This window comes from Neobacillus drentensis, from assembly GCF_021560175.1.
GTDB lineage: Bacteria > Bacillota > Bacilli > Bacillales > Cytobacillaceae > Neobacillus > Neobacillus drentensis_A.
The window spans coordinates 1,270,416-1,289,785 of record NZ_CP091110.1 but is presented as its reverse complement, the minus strand read 5'-3'; the positions used below and the strand labels follow the sequence as shown (position 1 = coordinate 1,289,785).

General features: G+C 39.6%; 20 protein-coding genes. 9 read left to right on the top strand and 11 right to left on the bottom strand.

Features of this window, described 5'->3' with window-relative positions; all coding sequences use genetic code 11:
• Positions 1–34: 34 nt before the first annotated feature.
• Positions 35–1,063: a ThiF family adenylyltransferase gene (locus L1999_RS06135; RefSeq protein ID WP_235742747.1), complete on the bottom strand. Its 1,029-nt coding sequence runs from the start codon at positions 1,061–1,063 to the stop codon at positions 35–37.
• A gap of 210 nt (positions 1,064–1,273) precedes the next feature.
• Between L1999_RS06135 and L1999_RS06130 the strand changes: the two genes are divergently transcribed.
• Complete coding sequence (locus L1999_RS06130; RefSeq protein ID WP_235742746.1) at positions 1,274–3,103, top strand: aldehyde ferredoxin oxidoreductase family protein; 1,830 nt, start codon at positions 1,274–1,276, stop codon at positions 3,101–3,103.
• Positions 3,104–3,148: 45 nt separating this feature from the next.
• On the opposite strand, the gene L1999_RS06125 is transcribed toward L1999_RS06130, so the two are convergent.
• From L1999_RS06125 to L1999_RS06115, 3 genes are all read right to left on the bottom strand, one after another.
• Positions 3,149–3,421 carry a MoaD-like domain-containing protein gene (locus L1999_RS06125; protein ID WP_235742745.1) on the bottom strand — a complete coding sequence of 91 codons (273 nt, stop codon included), beginning with the start codon at positions 3,419–3,421 and terminating at the stop codon, positions 3,149–3,151.
• A 1-nt stretch (position 3,422) separates the two neighbouring features.
• Positions 3,423–3,695 (bottom strand): ubiquitin-like small modifier protein 1, encoded by a 273-nt coding sequence (locus L1999_RS06120; protein WP_235742744.1) that lies wholly within the window; start codon positions 3,693–3,695, stop codon positions 3,423–3,425.
• 119 nt (positions 3,696–3,814) lie between these two features.
• The gene (locus L1999_RS06115) at positions 3,815–4,174 is read right to left on the bottom strand and encodes a YisL family protein (RefSeq protein WP_235742743.1); all 360 of its coding nucleotides are present in this window, start codon (positions 4,172–4,174) and stop codon (positions 3,815–3,817) included.
• A gap of 239 nt (positions 4,175–4,413) precedes the next feature.
• Between L1999_RS06115 and L1999_RS06110 the strand changes: the two genes are divergently transcribed.
• The 6 genes from L1999_RS06110 to L1999_RS06085 all read left to right on the top strand — a co-directional run bounded on the left by L1999_RS06110 (position 4,414) and on the right by L1999_RS06085 (position 6,475).
• Positions 4,414–4,635: a spore germination protein gene (locus L1999_RS06110; RefSeq protein ID WP_215040174.1), complete on the top strand. Its 222-nt coding sequence runs from the start codon at positions 4,414–4,416 to the stop codon at positions 4,633–4,635.
• 18 nt (positions 4,636–4,653) lie between these two features.
• Positions 4,654–4,896 (top strand): spore germination protein GerPB, encoded by a 243-nt coding sequence (locus L1999_RS06105; RefSeq protein ID WP_235742742.1) that lies wholly within the window; start codon positions 4,654–4,656, stop codon positions 4,894–4,896.
• A 105-nt stretch (positions 4,897–5,001) separates the two neighbouring features.
• Positions 5,002–5,616, top strand: coding sequence for a spore germination protein GerPC (gerPC, locus tag L1999_RS06100; RefSeq protein ID WP_235742741.1), 615 nt, complete (start codon positions 5,002–5,004; stop codon positions 5,614–5,616).
• Complete coding sequence (locus L1999_RS06095) at positions 5,616–5,822, top strand: spore gernimation protein GerPD (RefSeq protein WP_235742740.1); 207 nt, start codon at positions 5,616–5,618, stop codon at positions 5,820–5,822. Before gerPC ends, L1999_RS06095 begins: the two co-directional genes overlap by 1 nt.
• On the top strand, positions 5,803–6,192 hold the full coding sequence (locus tag L1999_RS06090) for a spore germination protein GerPE (RefSeq protein ID WP_235742739.1): 390 nt from the start codon (positions 5,803–5,805) through the stop codon (positions 6,190–6,192). Before L1999_RS06095 ends, L1999_RS06090 begins: the two co-directional genes overlap by 20 nt.
• A 64-nt stretch (positions 6,193–6,256) precedes the next feature.
• On the top strand, positions 6,257–6,475 hold the full coding sequence (locus L1999_RS06085; RefSeq protein ID WP_235742738.1) for a spore germination protein: 219 nt from the start codon (positions 6,257–6,259) through the stop codon (positions 6,473–6,475).
• Positions 6,476–6,510: 35 nt separating this feature from the next.
• Here the strand turns inward: L1999_RS06085 and addA are convergent, their stop codons facing one another.
• The 5 genes from addA to L1999_RS06060 form a co-directional block, all read right to left on the bottom strand.
• Positions 6,511–10,290, bottom strand: coding sequence for a helicase-exonuclease AddAB subunit AddA (gene addA / locus L1999_RS06080; protein WP_235742737.1), 3,780 nt, complete (start codon positions 10,288–10,290; stop codon positions 6,511–6,513).
• Positions 10,283–13,777 carry a helicase-exonuclease AddAB subunit AddB gene (addB, locus tag L1999_RS06075; RefSeq protein WP_235742736.1) on the bottom strand — a complete coding sequence of 1,165 codons (3,495 nt, stop codon included), beginning with the start codon at positions 13,775–13,777 and terminating at the stop codon, positions 10,283–10,285. The genes addA and addB overlap by 8 nt, the downstream gene beginning before the upstream one ends.
• Positions 13,778–13,933: 156 nt before the next feature.
• The gene (gene lepB / locus L1999_RS06070) at positions 13,934–14,488 is read right to left on the bottom strand and encodes a signal peptidase I (RefSeq protein ID WP_235742735.1); all 555 of its coding nucleotides are present in this window, start codon (positions 14,486–14,488) and stop codon (positions 13,934–13,936) included.
• Positions 14,478–15,143 (bottom strand): TVP38/TMEM64 family protein, encoded by a 666-nt coding sequence (locus L1999_RS06065; protein ID WP_235742734.1) that lies wholly within the window; start codon positions 15,141–15,143, stop codon positions 14,478–14,480. The genes lepB and L1999_RS06065 overlap by 11 nt, the downstream gene beginning before the upstream one ends.
• Positions 15,144–15,170: 27 nt before the next feature.
• Positions 15,171–16,109, bottom strand: a complete 939-nt coding sequence (locus L1999_RS06060) for an LCP family protein (protein WP_235742733.1) — start codon at positions 16,107–16,109, stop codon at positions 15,171–15,173.
• 268 nt (positions 16,110–16,377) lie between these two features.
• Between L1999_RS06060 and L1999_RS06055 the strand changes: the two genes are divergently transcribed.
• Positions 16,378–16,743, top strand: a complete 366-nt coding sequence (locus tag L1999_RS06055; protein WP_235742732.1) for a YhjD family protein — start codon at positions 16,378–16,380, stop codon at positions 16,741–16,743.
• A 4-nt stretch (positions 16,744–16,747) separates the two neighbouring features.
• On the opposite strand, the gene L1999_RS06050 is transcribed toward L1999_RS06055, so the two are convergent.
• A complete protein-coding gene (locus L1999_RS06050) occupies positions 16,748–17,308 on the bottom strand; it encodes a competence protein ComK (protein ID WP_235742731.1) in 561 nt (186 codons plus the stop codon).
• A gap of 193 nt (positions 17,309–17,501) precedes the next feature.
• On the opposite strand from L1999_RS06050, the gene L1999_RS06045 reads away from it, so the two are divergent.
• Positions 17,502–17,738: an IDEAL domain-containing protein gene (locus L1999_RS06045; RefSeq protein ID WP_215040149.1), complete on the top strand. Its 237-nt coding sequence runs from the start codon at positions 17,502–17,504 to the stop codon at positions 17,736–17,738.
• A gap of 273 nt (positions 17,739–18,011) precedes the next feature.
• Here the strand turns inward: L1999_RS06045 and L1999_RS06040 are convergent, their stop codons facing one another.
• Positions 18,012–19,286 (bottom strand): M48 family metallopeptidase, encoded by a 1,275-nt coding sequence (locus L1999_RS06040; RefSeq protein WP_235742730.1) that lies wholly within the window; start codon positions 19,284–19,286, stop codon positions 18,012–18,014.
• Positions 19,287–19,370 lie beyond the last annotated feature (84 nt).

Below are 19,370 nucleotides of genomic sequence, written 5' to 3'. Positions count from 1 at the left end.
AACCAAAAGGCTGGAAATCCCAGCCTTTTGGTTTTTAACTTCCTATATATTTAGCGTATAGCTGTTTAGCTTTTGCTATATCATTTGTTCCATGGATGAGAACGCGGGCATCTTTAAAGACCACAATAGTTACTCCATCATCCGGAGAAAAACGGAGTAAAAATTCATTAACCGATACTTTTCCACTTTTTAGAAGGTTCCCGGCTGTCTTCTTTAGATCTAACTCTCTTTTATGTCTTGGATTGATTTGTACTGTATCGCGGCCGCAAAGGGTTGTATAAGCTACCTGATGGCCTGAGGAGCGGTCTAAAAAATCAAAATGACCTTGTCCACATGTAGGACAATTAGGATTCCTGCCTTGTGAAATATCCATTTGCATGGAAGATAGGTCCCAAATATCAATTTGTTCTAGATTAGGAGTGGTTTCTGCCCCCACTAATAGCTTCATTGTTTCCATAGCCTGAAAAGATCCGATGATATCGGTTAAGGGTGACAATACACCCACTGTATCACAAGTCTCTCCATTTCCGCTCGGAACATTTGGAAAAAGACAACGGTAACAGGGGGTTACTCCCGGTTTAATGACAGCAAACATTCCCCGTGAACTTACTGCTGCTCCATGTACCCAGGGAATCCGATACTTGACAGCAACATCATTAATTAAAAAACGGGTCATAAAATTATCAGTTCCATCAACGATAGCGTCCATACCTGTTAATAACTCTTCGGCATTGTCCAGATTTAAGTCGGCTATAACGGCATCAACCATAACAGTCGAATTGATATCCTTCAGCCTTTCTTGAGCGGCGATGGCCTTTGGAAGCTGCCTGCGCGCATCCTCCTCTGTATAGAGAATTTGCCGCTGCAGATTGGACCATTCTACTAAATCCCGATCGATTAACCTTATATATCCTACACCAGAGCGAACAAGATGATTGGCAATCACCGTACCAAGTGCCCCTGCCCCAACGATTGCCACCCGGCTCCTCAGCATATTCCTCTGTCCTTCTTCCCCAATACTAGGAAAAAGGATTTGTCTCGAATACCGTGCTAAATCATTCATGAGCTTCCTCTTTTCTCTAACGACTTCAGGTCCAACACTAATACTATTATCTTAACAAATAAATATCTGATATTACTAAACTTTTTTAATTTTAATAATAATTGTAAAAGTGTATAATAGAAATTGGATGAAAAGCTAAATTTTGGAGATATTTCTTAGCCATTGGTTAGGAGATTTATATAAAAAGTTTAATGGAAAAGAGGGGAATTTATGAGTATTGGCGGTTTCAAAAACAAAGAAGTTCTAGTTGACTTAACAAGTGGGACAGTGGACTACAGGCCTATTAATGAAGAGGATGCCAAAAAATACATAGGCGGCCGTGGTCTCGGTGTCAAATATGTATTAGATAATGGCCCAGAAGTTGAGCCATTATCTGCTGATAACATTTTATGTTTTATGACAGGCCCTGTCACCGGTACTCGATCGTCGATGAGCGGACGTCTTTGTGTCGTAACTAAATCACCGCTTACAGGAACAGTTACGGATTCTCACATTGGCGGATGGACCGCAGCACGACTTAAATGGGCAGGTATTGATAATCTTATTTTTAAAGGAAAAAGTGATAAACCTGTTTACCTTTTTATTGAAGACGGTAAAGCAGAACTGCGCGATGCTTCTACTCTTTGGGGAACAAGCACAAGAGCATTTATTCAAGCTATGAAAGACCAATACGGTGAACAAGACCTAAGTGTCATGACAATTGGTCAAGCCGGTGAAAATACGGTTCGTTTTGCCGCTTTCATCAATGAGCATGATCGTGCTGCCGGCCGGGGCGGAACAGCCGCAGTGGCAGGCTATAAGAAAATGAAAGCGATTGTCATTAAAGCAGCCCAAAAAGGAAATATGCCTGCACCTAAATTAGCGGCTGAATACAAAGAAGCCAATAAGAAAGCTGTTAAAGCAATACTAGATGGCGGCTTAACTGCACCGAACAAAGGTGGATTATCCGTCTATGGGACGAATGTGCTTACAAACCTAATCAACGAAGTGGGAGCGCTTCCAACAAAAAACTCGCAACTAACTCACTGGGATGAGGCAGAAAAACACAGTGGGGAATATGTTAACACCCATCTTCGTGTTGCCAATAACACCTGCCATGCCTGTCCGGTAGGCTGCAAGATTGAAGTAGAAGTAAAAGATGGTAAATATAAGACGCGCGTTGAAAGTGTAGAGTTTGAATCTGCCTGGTCACTTGGCTCTAACTGTCTTTTAAGCGACGCCCAAGCAATTTCTTATTTAATTGACCGCTGTAATGAATACGGCCTCGATACGATCGAGCTTGGTCATTGCTTCTCCGTAACAATGGAAGCGTTTGAAAAAGGGATTATAAAGGAAGAATTAATCTGGGGAGACGCTGACTCCATGATTGAATTAACAAGAAAAATTGCCCTGCGTGAAGGTTTTGGCGGGATTCTTGCTGAAGGCCCTGCGCGTGCAACAGCTGCTTGGGGTGCACAACAGCTTTCCATGTCGGTTAAAGGTCAATCCATTCCGGCCTACGACCCACGAGGAATCCAAGGTATCGGACTTGGTTATGCCACTAGCAACCGTGGTGCCTGTCACTTGCGCGGCTACACTGTAGCTAGTGAAATTGCAGGTATACCTGAGCCAACCGACCGATTAAAACCAGAAGGAAAAGGTGAACTATTAAAAATATTCCAAGATATGCTGGCATTTTCAGATTCGATGAATATTTGTAAGTTCTCTTCTTTCTCGGAAAATGCTGAGCACTATGCAGAGCAGTACAGTACCATGACTGGAATACCAATGACGGCTGATGATGTGATGAAGGCCGGAGAAAGAATTTACAATCTTGAGCGTTACTATAATAACCTTGCAGGCTTTAATAAACGTGAAGACGATTTCCTTCCAAAACGGTTTACTGAAGAACCTGCATCTGGAAACAGTGCAGGTCATGTAAGCCGGATGGATATTATGCTTGAAGAATATTATCAAGTCCGCGGCTGGAAAGATGGATTAGTCCCTGAACAAAAGCTTCGTGAATTAGGCATTATTGATTCTGAAAGTCAATTAGTGTAATAGGACAAAAAAGCATCTGCGAAGGTAACGTTCGCAGATGCTTTTCTATCCGCCAATCCTAGTTGTTTTATAACGATAATTCTTTATAACCTTCATCAATGTATCTTCATCTTCAGCAATGAAACGGACCTTTACTGCATTAACCTTAAAGATGGCCGTAAACGCAAGTTCCTCTTCTGATAAAATCTGTCCGCTCCACCCTTCAGCCTCATAGATAAAAGGAAAAGTATCCGTTACCTGGATGGCCCCAAGTTCTTGAAAATACATGCCAAGATGGTCTATCTTGATTCCTCGAAACTCTAAATCTATTTCTGACATATCAGCCTCCGGCTACAGGCGGGAAGAGAGCAAATTGATCTTCATCCTTCACCCTTGTTTCAAGGTCATCAAGATGGATGATATTCCTGCCATTTACATACACATGAACAAACGGAAGCAGTCTTTTTTCAGTCGTAAAAATTTCAGCTTGTAACGCAGGAAACATTTCTATCATTTTATCTAAAACATCAATCACTCGATTACCGTCAGGACTTACCTCGACGGTTACCCCTCCGCAAATTTGCCGAAGATTCGCAAACACCTTCACTAGCATAGGTATTCCCCCTCCCTCTTTAAATAGTAAAACCAAACTTTAAAGTTGTCACTATTATATCGTTAACATGTCACTAAAAAAAAAGCTGCCGAATTACTTCACTCCGGCAGCTTCATTTTTTACGGGTGTAAAAATGACATTGGCAATTTTACAAACCCTAAATATAGTACTAGTAACCACGCAACAACAAACTGAATCCAAAAAGTAGAAGTTCTTCGCTTATGAATGGTCCGGCTAAGAATCATTTCAAATAAGCCAATTACCCATAATCCTACAACCGCTTTTAAAATATACCATACATCGATTTTGTACACTGAGAAAAGAAGTCCTACCCCTGTCGCAATAATCAGCAAGTATAGTACCCGTAAGATCATTTGAATAATTTTAACTCCCTTTGCTTTACCACTTTTATTTAATGAAATGGCCACAAAGAATAGGATAAGAGCTAAAAGCCATGCTGTAATATGTGCATGAATCACGATAATTCCTCCTTATGTATGTCCTGCTCGAGATTATCATACCATAGGAGAGGTAAAAATACGAAAATAAGTAAGGGAAGATCGTAAATAAACACTAGCAAACAATTAAATTTTGGGCATATGATTCACATTACAACCGCCCAGACATAAGATAATAAAGTAATTCTATCCAAAAAATATGACCTACCATCTAACGTTACTAACAAATAAAAACTGAAATTCAAAAAAGGGTGTTGTTTATGCCGGCGATTGTTGGAGTTGCACAGGTTATAACACTTGGGAGCAGTTCCGTCTTCCATATTGGTGATGTCTATAAAATCATGCCGTTCGCTACCGCTAAAACATTTTCTGGTGCTGGTTCCTTTAATACCGGCGAGCAATTACAAGTTCATAACCAATTAAGTTCAACCAATACAAGTGATCCAGATGTCATTGATCAAAATAATTTCCTTAATATGTAATGAATGGGGGATTTAATCATGAATTTTTATATCCAGCAATCCATTCATATTCATTTTATTAAAATTGGCGGGATCACCAATTCCTCTGTCCTGCAAATTGGCAGTGCTGGTATTATAAAACCCCAGGCCAATTTATATAATACGGGAGGGTTCACCCAACCGGCACCGGCAGGAACAAAACCTGGAGGACAAATGGCCCCCCTAGGAGAGCAAATTTTAGCGCCCGCTGTTCCGTTACAAGCTGCGGTCAGAAGGAGATAAGAAAGGTCCTTTCCTTTTTGGGATGGACGATAAAGTTAGCAAATCATTGGGTCCCCCTGCATATAGTTAGAACAAAAGGGAAAATGGCTGGCGGGGGTGATTCTTATGTATCAGGATCTTAATCAGTACCTTCAATGGATGCAAATGTATATTCAAGCTCAAGAGCAGAGAATTTCTTCACTAGAACAAAACGTAAATAAATTACAGAAAGAGTTAAAGCAAATTCAAGAAAAGCCCGTGGTCCATGTCGATAGAATTGAATATAAATTTGATCAATTGAAAGTAGAGACCCTCGAAGGCACGCTAAATATTGGTTTAAATCCTAATGATTTATCTGGAATTGAAGACCTAGCTGTACAAAACCAGTCATTAAATACTCCTTTATCCTCTAAGGAACAAATGCAGCGATCAATGGAAGTCGAGAAAGCTATTTATGAATATTTAGAAACGGACTTACCTCAAATTATTGTCGATGCTCAGAATCAGTTATCGATTCAGCCAAATGATTCCTATGTAGCCTTTATTAAGGAAGATATTATTCGACAGCTTCCTAACAGAATAGACTTTCATCTCAAGGCAAACGCCGCAAAAGTTCGCTCGGAAGAAAAAAAGGATTCGCTTGATGAGATCGTTATTAATTCCATCAAGCAGGAAATCCAAAATGGGGTATGGACCTTCTTGAGTAATTTACCAGAAAATATGAAAGGAATGAAGCCATAATGAACTTTGAAGTTCACAACCACATCCTTCATGTTGAAAATATTAAAATTATCGGTGTTGCAAGTTCCTCATTATTTATGGTTGGAGATGCGGAAACAATCCAATTATCTTCCGTTTTTGATACGCCGGCGGAATCTCTGATTATTGGACCGTTTGTTCCTTTGGAACAGGATGTGACGCCAGGCTATGCTAGCCCGAACCTCTAGTGTTGACCGCTTGTTTGTTAACCAAGTTGCCTTCTCCTCAATCATTCAACTTGGAGATTCATGTTACCTAAATGGATTTTCACGGGCACTTGCCGTCCAAAGGGAAGCAGAATTTTTTCATGGAAACGAAGGCAATTTTCCTTCTTATGCCATCTTTAGAATGCCACTTCCACTTCCGCCAATAAATGAAGCCATTTCAATATCGCGATACAATGCTACTCCTCTTATAAGAGCTAATAAGATTCATATTACCGCGGTCTCGAACTCCTCTATCTTACATGTCGGCAATACTAAACATGTTTCGATGGAAGTAAGGATTAAGCATATCCGTCAACTTCTCCCTCGCGGGGATGAACAAGACACGAAATAACAGCATAAGTTATCATCAAGTAAGGTTTTTACCTGTAAGTTCAAAATTGTAAAGGATGTTTTTCATGCCAGCAATTCTTGGTCCAGTGCAAATTGTTAATGTAGGCGGAGGAATTGTACAATTTGGTGATACCGTTTATATTTCGCCTAAAAGCAGTTCTAAAACATATTCCGGTTCGGGAGGATTTAATACCGGAGGAATCATTGTGACGAATACTGGCTTAAGCGGTACCAATGTACTTGACACAAATCTAATTGATCAGCCTATTGCAGGGAATAATTAAAAATGACATAAACCATAATGGTCTATGTCATTTTTTCATTTTTCCAGCTTCAAGATGTGTGCACCGTCAAAGAAAAATAAATATCGTTCCGTCACATTTCTTTTCCAAATCTGTTCTATCGCTTTTGTGTATAAGTTAATTTGTAATTTATAACGCTTTTCAAGGATTTCCTTGGCTTGAGGAAAGCCCCCTTTATACCTGTCAGTTATTCCATCAGATTTAAAATCTATTAACACAAGGCCATTTTCATCCTCAAGGATGCAGTCGATAATCCCTTGTACGAACACTGATTCATCCCCCTCATTCCAATCAGGATAAACATCATGTGCAGGTAAGGAAACCGTAAAAGGAACTTCCCGATGAACCGCTTTAGCTTTAAAAATCCTCTGTCCGAGCGGTGAAGTAAAAAATTGAGAAATTAATTTTGCATCAATTACTTCACTTTGTTCAGGAGTTAATAATTCATTGTTTACCATCCAGTTTAACTGTTCACCAATTTCTTTTTCATTCACTTCTTTCTTCAAATCTACATGCTGCATAACCATGTGCATGGCTGTCCCACGTTCAGCGGGGCTTAATTGTTTCTCCTGCATGAACTTAGGCCGTTTCAAGATGGACTTTCGAAAACGCCCAAGGAGTTCTGTACTGCTGTATTCATCTGTTAGTTCCCGGGTACGTTTTATTTCAGAAACAGATTGCTTTGAACGATGGCTGGCAGCACCAAGGAAAGGATATTCCCAAGTAAGCCGGGCATGTATTTCATCTGCTAGGTTTGATTCAGATGGCACCTGCTCTAAATTTTCAACTTTTTTAAGCAGTTGATCCTCTTCATTTTCAATGGAAATAGCCTGTTTTTTTATTTCATCAGCATGTTGCAACGTGATCTTCCAGGAAGAAGGATGGTTTGAAATCTCCGGCGTTACCTGCCAATTTTCCTCACCCGCTTCCCTTAGCCCGCTAGAATCACGATGACGGATGAGTGCAGGTCCAATCCAGTCCATATAACTCGTGGCAGAAGCTCTTTCATAATCCTTCAATAGCCATTCGTTATGGGAGGAAACATCTTTCCACTTGTCGATTTGTTTTCCGGCATCTTTTAATGTTGCGGTCACATACAGCTTTTCTTTTGCTCTTGTCATTGCCACATATAACACGCGCATTTCTTCAGCGAGCATTTCCATCCTTTTCTTCTGTTTAAAGGCAATTTGAGGCAGTGATGGATAAGAAATTCGTTTTTCAGCATTCACATATTTCGCTGCAAATCCAAGCTCTTTATCAAGCATAAATGGTTTACGAATGTCAGTCATATTAAAATTCCGTGCCATTCCCGCCATAAATACAACGGGAAATTCCAATCCCTTACTGCTATGGATGGTCATGATTCGGACAACATCCTCTTGCTCACCAAGTGCTCTAGCCGCGCCGAGATCGTCTCCTCTATCCATCATGCGCTCAATAAATCGCAAAAACCGAAACAATCCGCGGAAAGATGTCTGCTCATATTGACGGGCCCTGTCATATAAAGCGCGTAAATTTGCCTGCCGCTGCTTACCGCCAGGCAGCCCGCCAGCAAAGTCATAAAATTGAGTGTCACGATATACCTGCCAGATCAGTTCTGAGAGTGAACCTTGTCTGGCTACCGCTCGCCATTCTTTTAACAAGTCAAAAAAAGCACGAACCTTTTCATAAAAGTTTTCATTCACTTCAGCTGTTTTACTTAAACAAAAGGCGGTAACAGCCTCCCAAAACGAACCGCTCTTCCTGCCGATCCGAATTTTCGACAGTTCCTCCTCGTTTAACCCAACAATTGGGGAACGCAAGACAGAGGCAAGGGGAATATCTTGGTACGGATTATCAATAACCCTAAGAAGTGACAACATAATGGATACTTCTGTTGCTTCAAAATAACCGGTTGATAAATTGGCATAAATGGGGATTCCTTGTTGTTTGAACTCCTCCATAAATTGCGGTGCCCATGTCATTGAGCGGAGAAGGATTACCACATCCCGATACATTAAAGGTCTTTCTGTTTTTGTTTTGGCGTTATATACAGGGGCCCCAGCGCTGATCAGCTCCTTAATTTTAGCAGCAATCACCCTTGCCTCTAACTGTGATTGTTCAAGATCGGCTGTGTCGAATTCTACTAAATCTGTTTCGTCGCCTGTTTCCACTTCTTCCGCCTTATGACTTTCCGCATTTTGGTCAATGAGCATCATCTCTACTGGAAATTCTCTATCTTCAGGATATGGTGCACCATTTCGAAGTTCAGCCGCCTCATCATAACGGATTTCTCCTACCTTGACCCCCATAATCTGTTTAAAGAGATAATTTGTAGCATCAAGGACCTCTTTCCGGCTTCGGAAGTTTTGAGCCAAATCAATTCGGAGTCCGGATGAGGACCCATCCACTGTGAAACGATTATATTTGGAAAGAAAAAGCTGTGGTTCTGCTAAGCGAAAACGGTAAATAGACTGCTTTACGTCCCCAACCATAAAAAGATTGCCGTTTTCTTCCTCATCCTTTGCCACCAGCTTCAAAATGGTCTCCTGTACCATATTCGTATCTTGGTACTCATCGCAGTAAACTTCCTTAAAATGAAGCCGATACGCGAGAGCTGCCTCTGATGGAAGGAATTCACCTTCCTCCGAAACTCCTTCTGTTAAAATAGCAAGACAAAAATGTTCCAGGTCGTTATAATCGACCAGTCCTTTTTCCTGTTTTGCCTTTGCAAACCGGCTGGAAAACTCTTTTACAAGGTAGACTAGTGTTTCGATTAATGGACGCATTTCTACCATATCCCGTAAAAAGCCTTCAGGACGTCGTGAAAAGAGTTCATCCTTTATACCTTGAATTTTTTTCTTAGCCTTGTCCCGCAGTTTCTGGGCCTTTTCTGTTAATTCCTTATCATAGTGATCACCCTTTACCTGTTTAGCCCTTGTGAAAGACCAGGTTTGCATGGCCTGGTAAAGCGTGTTCCATGAATCCTGTTCGGCTGAAATTAAGGTGTCAATGACCTGTAAATCATCTAAAAAGTTTTCTGCACGAGGTGCCGGTCCAGTTGGCAGCTTTGTAAGCTCGAGCGCTTGCTCAATCATTTCTTTAGCCGCTTCTAATTGAAGTTTACTATCAAAAAGAAGTGCCTCAATAAAAGGAAGGTCCTCGATCGACGCAATTTCCTCCACCTGGTACATAGAAATAATTTTCTCCAAATAACTGTCTGGAAGAGGATTGGACTGAGCAAAGTCGTAAATGGAACGAACAATGTCCATTAAGGCCGCATCACTTCGGTCACTTGTAAACGAATCGACCAAATTAAAAAATGCTTCATTATCTTTTTTTCCATATTCCTCTTCAAATAATTCTTCCATCACTTCATCTCTAATTAATTGGGCCTCTGTTACATCAGCGATGCGGAAACCAGGGTCAATATCAATTAAATAATAATATTTACGGATAACTTCCATACAGAAAGAATGCAGCGTCGAAATGGTTGCCTTATTTAATAGGCTAAGCTGTTTTCGTAAATTTCTTGACTCTGGATTTTGATCTATTGCCTTTTCTAGCGCTTCTCCAATTCGGTGTCTCATCTCTGCCGCGGAAGCACTCGTAAACGTAACCACTAGTAACTGATCCACATCGATTGGTTCTTCTTTAGAGAGTATCTTTTGGATGATTCTTTCGACCAGTACTGCCGTTTTCCCCGAACCAGCGGCAGCCGCAACAAGGATATCCTTATCTCTAGCTGCAATAGCCTTCCACTGGTCGTTCGTCCAGGTTACCCCTTCAGGCTTCGGAGGAATCACAAGACTATTCATTTTCAGAACCCTCCCCTTTGATCAATTCTAATACCTCATCCTTTGAATGTGGTGTTAGAATCCGAAAATGATTATGATCAATTGATTCATCAAACTGACAAACAGATTTATAGGAACAGAAAGTACAAGCTGTTTTGTCCTTCAATTTAAATGGTGAAATATCAATTTGACCGTTAATAATGGCATTACCTGTATTTTGATAAATGGTCCGAACATGATTTCTTAACTGATTAAATTCTTCTAAGCTGGCGACCTTTGATTTCTTAGATAAATTTCCATCTTTCTTGATGCCAGCTGCGACGATGTGTGAGTCACCAGACTCTAGAGATTGGTCCATCAGCTGGATTACTTTTTGGTCACTGAGCATTAATCCATTCATTTTAAACTTTTTCATGATTTCATTTTCAATTTCATCAATGGTCAGCATTTTCTTTGTATTAATAAAAGGATTATGAACGTGAAAGTAAAGGACACCAGCAGGACTGGCTTTCATTTCCACCAATTCAGTAGAGTGTGTCATGACGATATCAAGGTAGGTCAGCATTTGTAAGGCTAAACCATAGTATACTTCTGTTAAATTAACATCTTTTTCGCTTGATTTATAATCGATTACCCTTAAAAAGACACTATCATCCTCGGCTTTTGCTTGATCAACCCGATCAATTCGTCCAGCCAGTTCCATTCTCTTTCCATTTTTTAAAGAGAAGCTTAACGGCGGCAGTTCCCCATTAGGTCCAAAAGCTAATTCTAATCCAATCGGCGAGAAACCACTTACCTTGGCATGATCGCTCAAAACAATTGAGGCACGGGTAATAATTTGTTCTAACTTCCGCTGAATATAATGGTGTCTTTCTGAGCTTAGCAGGATTTCATTTTGCAGCTTTGGCGCCAAGGTTTTGACTGCGTCTTTGGCTAGATGTTCACACTGCTGGCGGGTTAACTTGGCCCATGAAAGATTCTGTTCATTTACGGTCTCGGCAATTTGTTTTAAAGCAGCATGAAATAATTCCCCGATATCTGGTGCTTCTAAACGAAAGATTTGCCGCTCACGAAGCTTTAACCCATGCTGCGCAAAATGAGAAAAGGCACATCCATTATATAATTCCATTCTTGATACGCTAGCTTGAATAATATCACCATATAATGCATCTGCCACCTCAGGGGACAATTGAACAGTCCCATTTGTATAAAAAAGACTCGACAATACTTTGGCGGCCTTATTTTTCCAGGAACTTTGGAGGTAGTAATTATACACATCCCACCACAAATCAGCGATTGGATAGTTTCTCTTTTTCCATTGCAGTTGTGCGTTTAGGTAGGACAAGGTGGTCGTAAAATTAGATACAAAACCTAACTGGCCCTTTTCGTCAAGCTCTGAAGGATCTGCAATATAGTAAGTCTCCTGTATGTCCGGGAACAAATCTTTAAGACGCTTAATGTAAGAGGAAGGAATTAAGGCCTTCCCTTCATCATTAGCAAGAGGATAGCTTACATAAAGAAACTCCGACGGTGCGGTGAAAGCTTTGTAGGCAAGGAAGTTTTCATCAAGCAGGCGGGTTCGGCTGCTTGGTGCCACATTCATTCCTGCAGCTAATAATAGCTCCCGGTCCTCCTCAGCAAGAATGCCCTCATCTGAGATTTTTGCCGGTAATACCCCTTCATTTACACCAACAACAAATACTATCTTACTATCATTTAGCCGCGATTTTTCCAGGTCACCGATGAGAATCTGGTCTAGAGCGGGTGGAATAAGTGAAAAATGTAAGGAATCAAAACCTGCTTCTAAAATGGCAGTAAAGGCTTTTAAGCTAACTTGCTCTTCCCCTAGTATTTCTACATATTGATCAAGCAGGTCAACCACAGCATTCCATACTTGTTCATGCTCGCGCATTCTTACAAGATTTCCCTTTTCCTCAGCAGCCACCTTCCAATTCTCTAGTTTATCGGGTATATCCAATTCTTCTAGATATAAATAAATTGCCTCACAAAGCTTTCGTCCGGTATCAGCTTTTTTCAAACGTCTGGACAAACGTAAAATTGGCGCTGTAATTAGGAGCTTTAATTCATTTAATTCATTCTCCATCTCTTTTTCAGCATCAGTCTGCCCGCTTCCTGTCAATTCAAGCCCTCTAATTCGCCGGTAACCCCAACGGTCCTTCTTGGTCCATTTACTGCCATTAATTCCATAGGCTAGGCAATAATTTTCAAGCCTGTCCATCTTTTCCCGCATTTTAGCAGGATTCTCTTGAAGTGGATAGAGCAATTCTGTTTTAATCGCTCTAAATACCGGTTCATAGCGCCAAAAAGAGTTAATGATTTCTAGTGTTGAACGAATTAATTCAATTAAGGGATGATTGAGCATGGTCCTTTTCTGATCAATAAAATATGGCAGTTGATAATCGTCAAAAACAGGTTCAATCACTTCATGATAGTCCCCGCCATTTCTAATTAATAAGGCAATATCACGATAACGGTAACCGCTAGTTTGAACTACATGCCGGATTTCCCTGGCAATCCCTTCAATCTCTGCTCTTCGATTAACTGCCTGACTAATTCGAATTTCAGTTGCTCCATGAAAAGGTAAAGCTGGACGGGTATCAAAATGTTTCTCTAAATGACGGATGGAGGGGGCCGTCCACTTTTTTTGGTCTGTAAGTATGATTGGTGGGTCTATTTCAATCCCCCATGTTTTAGCTATATCAAGAAGGCTGTAACAGGCATCTGCCGAAGCGCGGAATAAATCGAGTTCATCTGGTGCTGAATCAATGGATAAACGATCTGTCGTCATCGAAATAGAAACTTGTTTACATTGCTTCATTAATTCAGCAATGATTTGAAATTCCTGCGGCGTAAAGCTGTAAAATCCATCTATATAAATTTCTGCTTCTTTTAAGTAGGCCGAGGCAGAGATTTTTTCTGCTAAAAGACGGAAATAATCTTCTGAATCAATATATTTCCCAAAGACTTCATCCTCAAACTTCGAATAAACCTTCTCTAAATCTGTTAATTTATCATGCAATGCTGACGAAACGGAACCATCGGTTCCAAGCTGAGTGGATTTTCGGATTAAATCCTCCGGGCTGATACAATATCGCTTAAATTCAGTAATCATTTGTTCAAGCTGCTGAACAAAACCATTTTTATCTGCCGCACGCTGAAAGATATTTAAATTTTCCTTTTGTTCATCAATTATTTTACGAATTAACATGTTCATGCCTACACTACTTAAATGGTAACGGGTAATTCCGCCTGTTTCTTGCAGAATTCGCCATGCCAAACGGGAAAAGCTGAACACCTGAGCACGGATCATGCCGCCAACGAGCGAGTCTGTCGCCAAACGATATTCTGTTAAAAATGTCATTTGTTCCGGTACGATATAAATAATCGGATTTCCTTCCGGATTTTCTAAAAGACGGTCACGGATTTCATCGAGGAACAATGCCGTTTTTCCGCTTCCGGACCGGCCGGTAATCATTCTTAATGACACTAGAAAACCTCCCCTTCCCTATACTCTGTATCTCCCATTCTATCACAAAAGAGTACAAATGTTTGGATTTTCAGCTGGACGGGTTTAAACCAATAATGGTAAAAAATACGAAAAAAAAACACGATTCCATCTAATCGTGTCTCCGTCCTATTTTTATTAGAAGTGAACATTTATTTCATTTAACGGCCAATAACGCAAATCAACTTTACCGACGACTTGACTGGCATTGATAAAGCCAAATTGACGACTGTCCCAACTCCCTAAGCGATTATCACCAAGAACGAATAATTTCCCTGCAGGCACAATATTTTCACCGGTAATTTCCTTTAAACTAAAATCTCCTGTTAACTTCAATCCAGGGGACTTCTTTTTATACATATTTAAGAAGGGTTCTTCATATTTATGGCCGTTTATATATAACGTATCATCCCGATACTCAATCCGATCACCTGGCAGACCGATAATCCGCTTAACGAAGTCCTCTTTTTCATTAGCATGAAAGACAATGACATCAAATCGGTTTAACTCACCAACCTGATACCCTAGTTTATTGACAACAAGTTTATTTCCGTTCTGGAGAGTCGGCATCATCGATTCGCCTTCTACTATATAATTAGAAAAGAAGAAAGTTCGAATAAACGCAAAAATAATAATTCCAATCGCAAAAGCCTTAATCCATTCTAATCCTTCTTTTTTCCATTCAATCTTCATTGACACTCCTCCGTTTCTCCTTTTCTTTCTTTCTATCTATTTCTCCATTATGGTCAAATTCTAAACGCTTATTCATTTTAACTTCAATTCTTTTCCCTACAAACCAAAGTATAAAGATAACAATGAAAACTGTGACCGTGCGAAGAGGTTTGGTGATCAATGAATGGAGATCGTAACCGATAAAACTTATGGTAAAAATCATTACCATTTTCCCAATACACACGGCCAGCATGTACTGAGCCAAGCTGATTTTCGAAAGACCAGCAACAATGTTTACTAGTGCTGATGGGGTAAACGGAAAACATACTAGTAGAAAAAGAGGGCTAAACCCATGACGTTCCACCCAATCCATAAGTTTGCGGACTTTTGGGTGTTTGGGCAGAAAAGATAATAGCCGTTTTTGTCCAAACTTTCTAATTAAAAGAAAAACAAGAATAGCACCTAAACAAGCCCCAAGCCAAGAATACAAAAAACCCAGCCATAGACCAAAGGCATTGGCATTTGCCATTACAAATACAAATAAAGGGAGAAACGGCAAAAATGCTTCCACAATAATCAACAAGATGCCTGGTATCGGACCAAGAGCCCGATACTCCTGTATAAGGCTCATGATATGTTCAAGTGTAAACCAAGCTTTAAATGTTTCGAAGTCCATCCCGCTTTCTCCTTTATTAAATAAATCCTACTGTGTTATAAATTGATGGAGTGCCTGTTTATTTTTCTCAACATCAATTTTAAGTACCGCTCCTTCTCCACTTATCCGCGGCTCTGTAAAGCTATTATCAATGGGAATTCGGAGGGTTTCAATATTTTGGTCACCTGTTAGGAATTCTTTCGCCATAAAAACTCCATCAGTGGTGGGCATATTTGTATTTATATACGGTGTAACCACCCCAATAAGTTTAGGAAGTTTGGCAACCGTTTTAAGTCCACTTAATTGATCCTTTATGGCCTTTATTGCTTTCTGCTGTCGTTCAACACGTCCAAAGTCACCTATCGCATCATGACGAAAGCGAACGTAACTCAGCATCTGGGCACCATTTAGTTTTTGCTGACCAGGTTCTAACGGAGGGTCAACATTCGCTGACATTTTCTTTTCTACATTCATTTCTACACCATTTGGAAATAATTCATCAATAAGCTGGGCAAACCCTTGAAAATCAACAATAGCATAGTATTGCAAATCAATATCAAAATTTTGCTTAATCGTTTGCCTCATTAATTCAGGGCCGCCGCGTGCAAAAGCAGAGTTAATTTTATGTTTAGCATGACCCGGAATGGCGACATAGCTGTCCCGCATAATCGATGTTAGTTTGAAGGTCCCTTTATTTTCGTTATAATGAAGGATCATTATGGTGTCGGAGCGGGACTTTTCATTTCCCCGTGCATCACTGCCAAGCAGCAAGACATTTGTATCTCCATACTGATCTTTTTGCCCTGAAAAATCATAAACCACGTTTGTATCTTTTTTATCATTGTTGAGTTTTTTTAATGATTGATTAACCCCTTGTTTATATTGATAATAAGCATATCCAGTTACTCCACCTATCAACAGCAGACACACAAGTAAAATGGACGTCCACCTTTTCTTTTTCTTTTTTTGATGTCTATCAGCTCTCATTTGTTTATCATCCATTTGTCCACGTTATCCCTTCAGTTTATATGACGGTGTTATTCTTTTTTTGTATCCTCATTTTAATTCATTTTCCCCCATCCAATCTCCTTCTATTAATAAAAACTTTCTCATATCTTTCTTTATTTTTGCAACAAAGAAAGCTTGTCATTTGACAAGCTTTCTTTCACTAATCACCTATTGCATATTTCAGTCTGTTTTTGATAAAATTAATCCAGAACACTCGTTCTATTTTTATGAAGGGAGAAGATGAAAAATGACCAGAATTCCGGAGGATGAGCGTGACATCATGGAAAAGGCCATTTATTTACCAATGGTCCTTATTATCCTTAATCGTGATTTAAACGTTGTAACAACCAGCCCTTTTAAATTAAAAAAACCCTATTTAAATTTAATAGAAGAAACCATGAAGAAAATTCAACGCGAGTTAGCTGAGGTTAAACAGTATATGAAGAAGAACAACCTAAAGGTAATTGAGACGAACCGGGATGAAGCTTTTACAATGTATATGTTTATCTACAAAGGCTACGAAGAAAACCATAATTATTTTAATCCAAGAATTCGAAACAAAGTCCAGGAGTTATTAGAAACATACTTATCCAAAAGAGACATGTCCAGATAGTCACTTATTTTCTTTCATTCAAATAAAGCTCATTGCTCTCTGATGCCTTTGAAGGCTTTGTCCCATGGAGCATAAAAGCTAATTGTTTCTTACTAAACTCCACTCTTTGTATTAGCTTCATTTGTAAATAAGATGTCCGCAGCATTTGGGTATTAAATGTGTTATAGGAAACAGGGAAAATGTGAGTTTGATTATAGCGGAAAATGACCAATGTTTCCCGTGCGGAAACACGCCGATAATCTTTGATATGTTCAGCGAAGAACCAGATACATTTTGGACTCTCTGGGGAAGCGGTGCAGAATGTATAGATGTTGTTAATGGGCTCAATGACAATTGGAAGCTTACGTGAATAGTCAATTAATAACCGTGTCCCTTTCCTTCTGCCTTCATAATCTACACCATAATAAGCGCAACTTTTTTGAATGATACTAAATGGTTTAAGTGGAGAAAGGATTTCATCTTCGACTTCACCAATTAGCGAAAATAACTTATTTCCATACTCTTCCGGCTTTATATACATGGTACAAGAATTCACTATATAATCTCCCGTTTGTTTTTGCGGCAAAATCCCAACCCCTTTGTTACATATTATCCACCATATCTTACCACTTTTTAATTTTTACTCCCTTAATTTCTTTGAATTGTTCCGAAAGTATTCACAATTATTTGTCAAGAATAATACTAACAGAAAATTTTAAATATTATTGATATTATGGCAAAAAAACCATATACTTTAAAAAAGCTCAGAGGTGATTTTCATGAATGATAAGTCATACCAAGAATTAATGAAAATTGGTGCCATGAAACGAGCCCGTATGAAAGAGAACTTCGTCCAGGATTTATACATCGAGATGCTGCTATCGGAAATCCAGTTGAATGTAGAAAAGGAAAAGTTGCTGCGTAAAATTGACAAGGCCATTGATACCCGGGACAAAAAGACCTTTCAACTTCTTTCTAATGAGCTAATTAAGATTAACAAGCGATTCGGAACCTAAGATGCTCGACCGCTGAGAAATTGGCGGTTTTTTTATTTGGCTATGTTAAGAATACTGTTGATATTTGAGCCATGTTGATTGGAGTGGAGGGAGCGAAGACTCCTGCGGGAGTACGGGGCTGGGGAGACCCCACAGGCGCTTAAGCGCCGAGGAGGCTCCCCGGACCGCCCGCGAACCGCTCGCGCCTGGAACGGAAATCAACATTCAAGTTTAACACAGCCATTTATGGAAAAGAAAAGCCCAAGATATGAATCTTGGGCCACAAAGAAATAGTTATTGTTGGTTTCGATGGGTAATTTCATATTCTTCTAACATAGAAATTCGATCTAGCATGGATGGATGGGTATACCGGAATATTTTCACCAGTAATGGCGGGTTTACCTCACTTAATCCAGACCGGGTTAATTCCTGGAAGGAGCTAATAGCAGCCTCCGGATTTTTGGTCATTTCGATTGCATACTGATCAGCACGCTTTTCCTCATAACGAGATGCAAGATTAGTGAGCGGGCTCGCTAAAAATAAAAGCAGGGATAAAATCATAAAAAATAACGGCAAGGAGCGAATATCTCTTACATCATCTATTTTCAGTTCCTTGCCCCATTTTCTTACGGTCCAGTTCATTATTTTGTAGGTTAAATAAAGTCCCAGCAAGGATAACAGCAAATAACCCGCTATTCCAAAATAAATATGTTTTTCAACGTAATGACAAATTTCATGAGCCATTATAAATAAGATTTGATTATCATTTAACCTGTTTAAGGTTGTATCCCAAAGAACAATCCTGGCATTCGAGCCAATCCCGCTAACATAAGCGTTTAAGGCGTTTGTTTTATCCGCCATGTTGACCTCAAAAACATGCTGTGCTGGAATATGTGCTTTCTCTGCCAATGCTAAAATCTTAGTTTCCAGTTCCTTATTTTTAAGTGGGTAGAAATCATTGTATAACGGGTCAATCACAACCGGCTGCAGGAACATCATAAATAATGTAAAAGGAACGGATAACAGCCAGCCATAAAGCCACCAGCGCTTTTGACTTTTTTTCATTAACCAGTAAAGAACTGGGACAATAATCAACCATGTGCCATAGTTAATCCAGAAATCAATTAATTCATCTTTCATCCAGGAGGCAAATGTCTGGGTTGAAATATGATAGGTTCGAGATAATGAATAGCTGATATAGTTCAGCGGGAAAGTAGCTGCAAAGGCAAAAAGGGATAGCCAGATTAAATAAATTGGCATTCGCAGTGCTTTTACCTTTGCTGATTGATCCGCCCAGCGCTTAAAGGCCTTTGAAAACCCAAATAAAAGGATAAGAAAATAAAAAAGCCATTCAAATGGAGTAGACAAAAAAAACAATAAATTTCTAATCTTTGAATACTCTTCGCTTAAGTCTAACTCCCTTCCATTTAGGAAAGTTGATGGGTCTGCCTTGGAGCCTTGATATTCAAATGGTAATGAGGTATTAGCAAAATGAAATAAATACCAATAAATAAACAAACCATATAAACAAAAGGCCAAAACCGCATAGACCCCCATTTTTCGTACCATGATTCTGTCCCCCTTTTTGTACAACCTCTCTATACCTAGTTTAGTTTAAAAAGGCGGAATTAGAACTAAGAAAACGAAAAGACG

Coding starts and splice junctions, on each gene's coding strand:
- L1999_RS06135 (WP_235742747.1), bottom strand. CDS start 1,063: ATGAATGATTTAGCACGGTATTCGAGACAAATCCTTTTTCCTAGTATT.
- L1999_RS06130 (WP_235742746.1), top strand. CDS start 1,274: ATGAGTATTGGCGGTTTCAAAAACAAAGAAGTTCTAGTTGACTTAACA.
- L1999_RS06125 (WP_235742745.1), bottom strand. CDS start 3,421: ATGTCAGAAATAGATTTAGAGTTTCGAGGAATCAAGATAGACCATCTT.
- L1999_RS06120 (WP_235742744.1), bottom strand. CDS start 3,695: ATGCTAGTGAAGGTGTTTGCGAATCTTCGGCAAATTTGCGGAGGGGTA.
- L1999_RS06110 (WP_215040174.1), top strand. CDS start 4,414: ATGCCGGCGATTGTTGGAGTTGCACAGGTTATAACACTTGGGAGCAGT.
- L1999_RS06105 (WP_235742742.1), top strand. CDS start 4,654: ATGAATTTTTATATCCAGCAATCCATTCATATTCATTTTATTAAAATT.
- gerPC (WP_235742741.1), top strand. CDS start 5,002: ATGTATCAGGATCTTAATCAGTACCTTCAATGGATGCAAATGTATATT.
- L1999_RS06095 (WP_235742740.1), top strand. CDS start 5,616: ATGAACTTTGAAGTTCACAACCACATCCTTCATGTTGAAAATATTAAA.
- L1999_RS06090 (WP_235742739.1), top strand. CDS start 5,803: ATGCTAGCCCGAACCTCTAGTGTTGACCGCTTGTTTGTTAACCAAGTT.
- L1999_RS06085 (WP_235742738.1), top strand. CDS start 6,257: ATGCCAGCAATTCTTGGTCCAGTGCAAATTGTTAATGTAGGCGGAGGA.
- addA (WP_235742737.1), bottom strand. CDS start 10,290: ATGAATAGTCTTGTGATTCCTCCGAAGCCTGAAGGGGTAACCTGGACG.
- lepB (WP_235742735.1), bottom strand. CDS start 14,488: ATGAAGATTGAATGGAAAAAAGAAGGATTAGAATGGATTAAGGCTTTT.
- L1999_RS06065 (WP_235742734.1), bottom strand. CDS start 15,143: ATGGACTTCGAAACATTTAAAGCTTGGTTTACACTTGAACATATCATG.
- L1999_RS06060 (WP_235742733.1), bottom strand. CDS start 16,109: ATGAGAGCTGATAGACATCAAAAAAAGAAAAAGAAAAGGTGGACGTCC.
- L1999_RS06055 (WP_235742732.1), top strand. CDS start 16,378: ATGACCAGAATTCCGGAGGATGAGCGTGACATCATGGAAAAGGCCATT.
- L1999_RS06045 (WP_215040149.1), top strand. CDS start 17,502: ATGAATGATAAGTCATACCAAGAATTAATGAAAATTGGTGCCATGAAA.
- L1999_RS06040 (WP_235742730.1), bottom strand. CDS start 19,286: ATGGTACGAAAAATGGGGGTCTATGCGGTTTTGGCCTTTTGTTTATAT.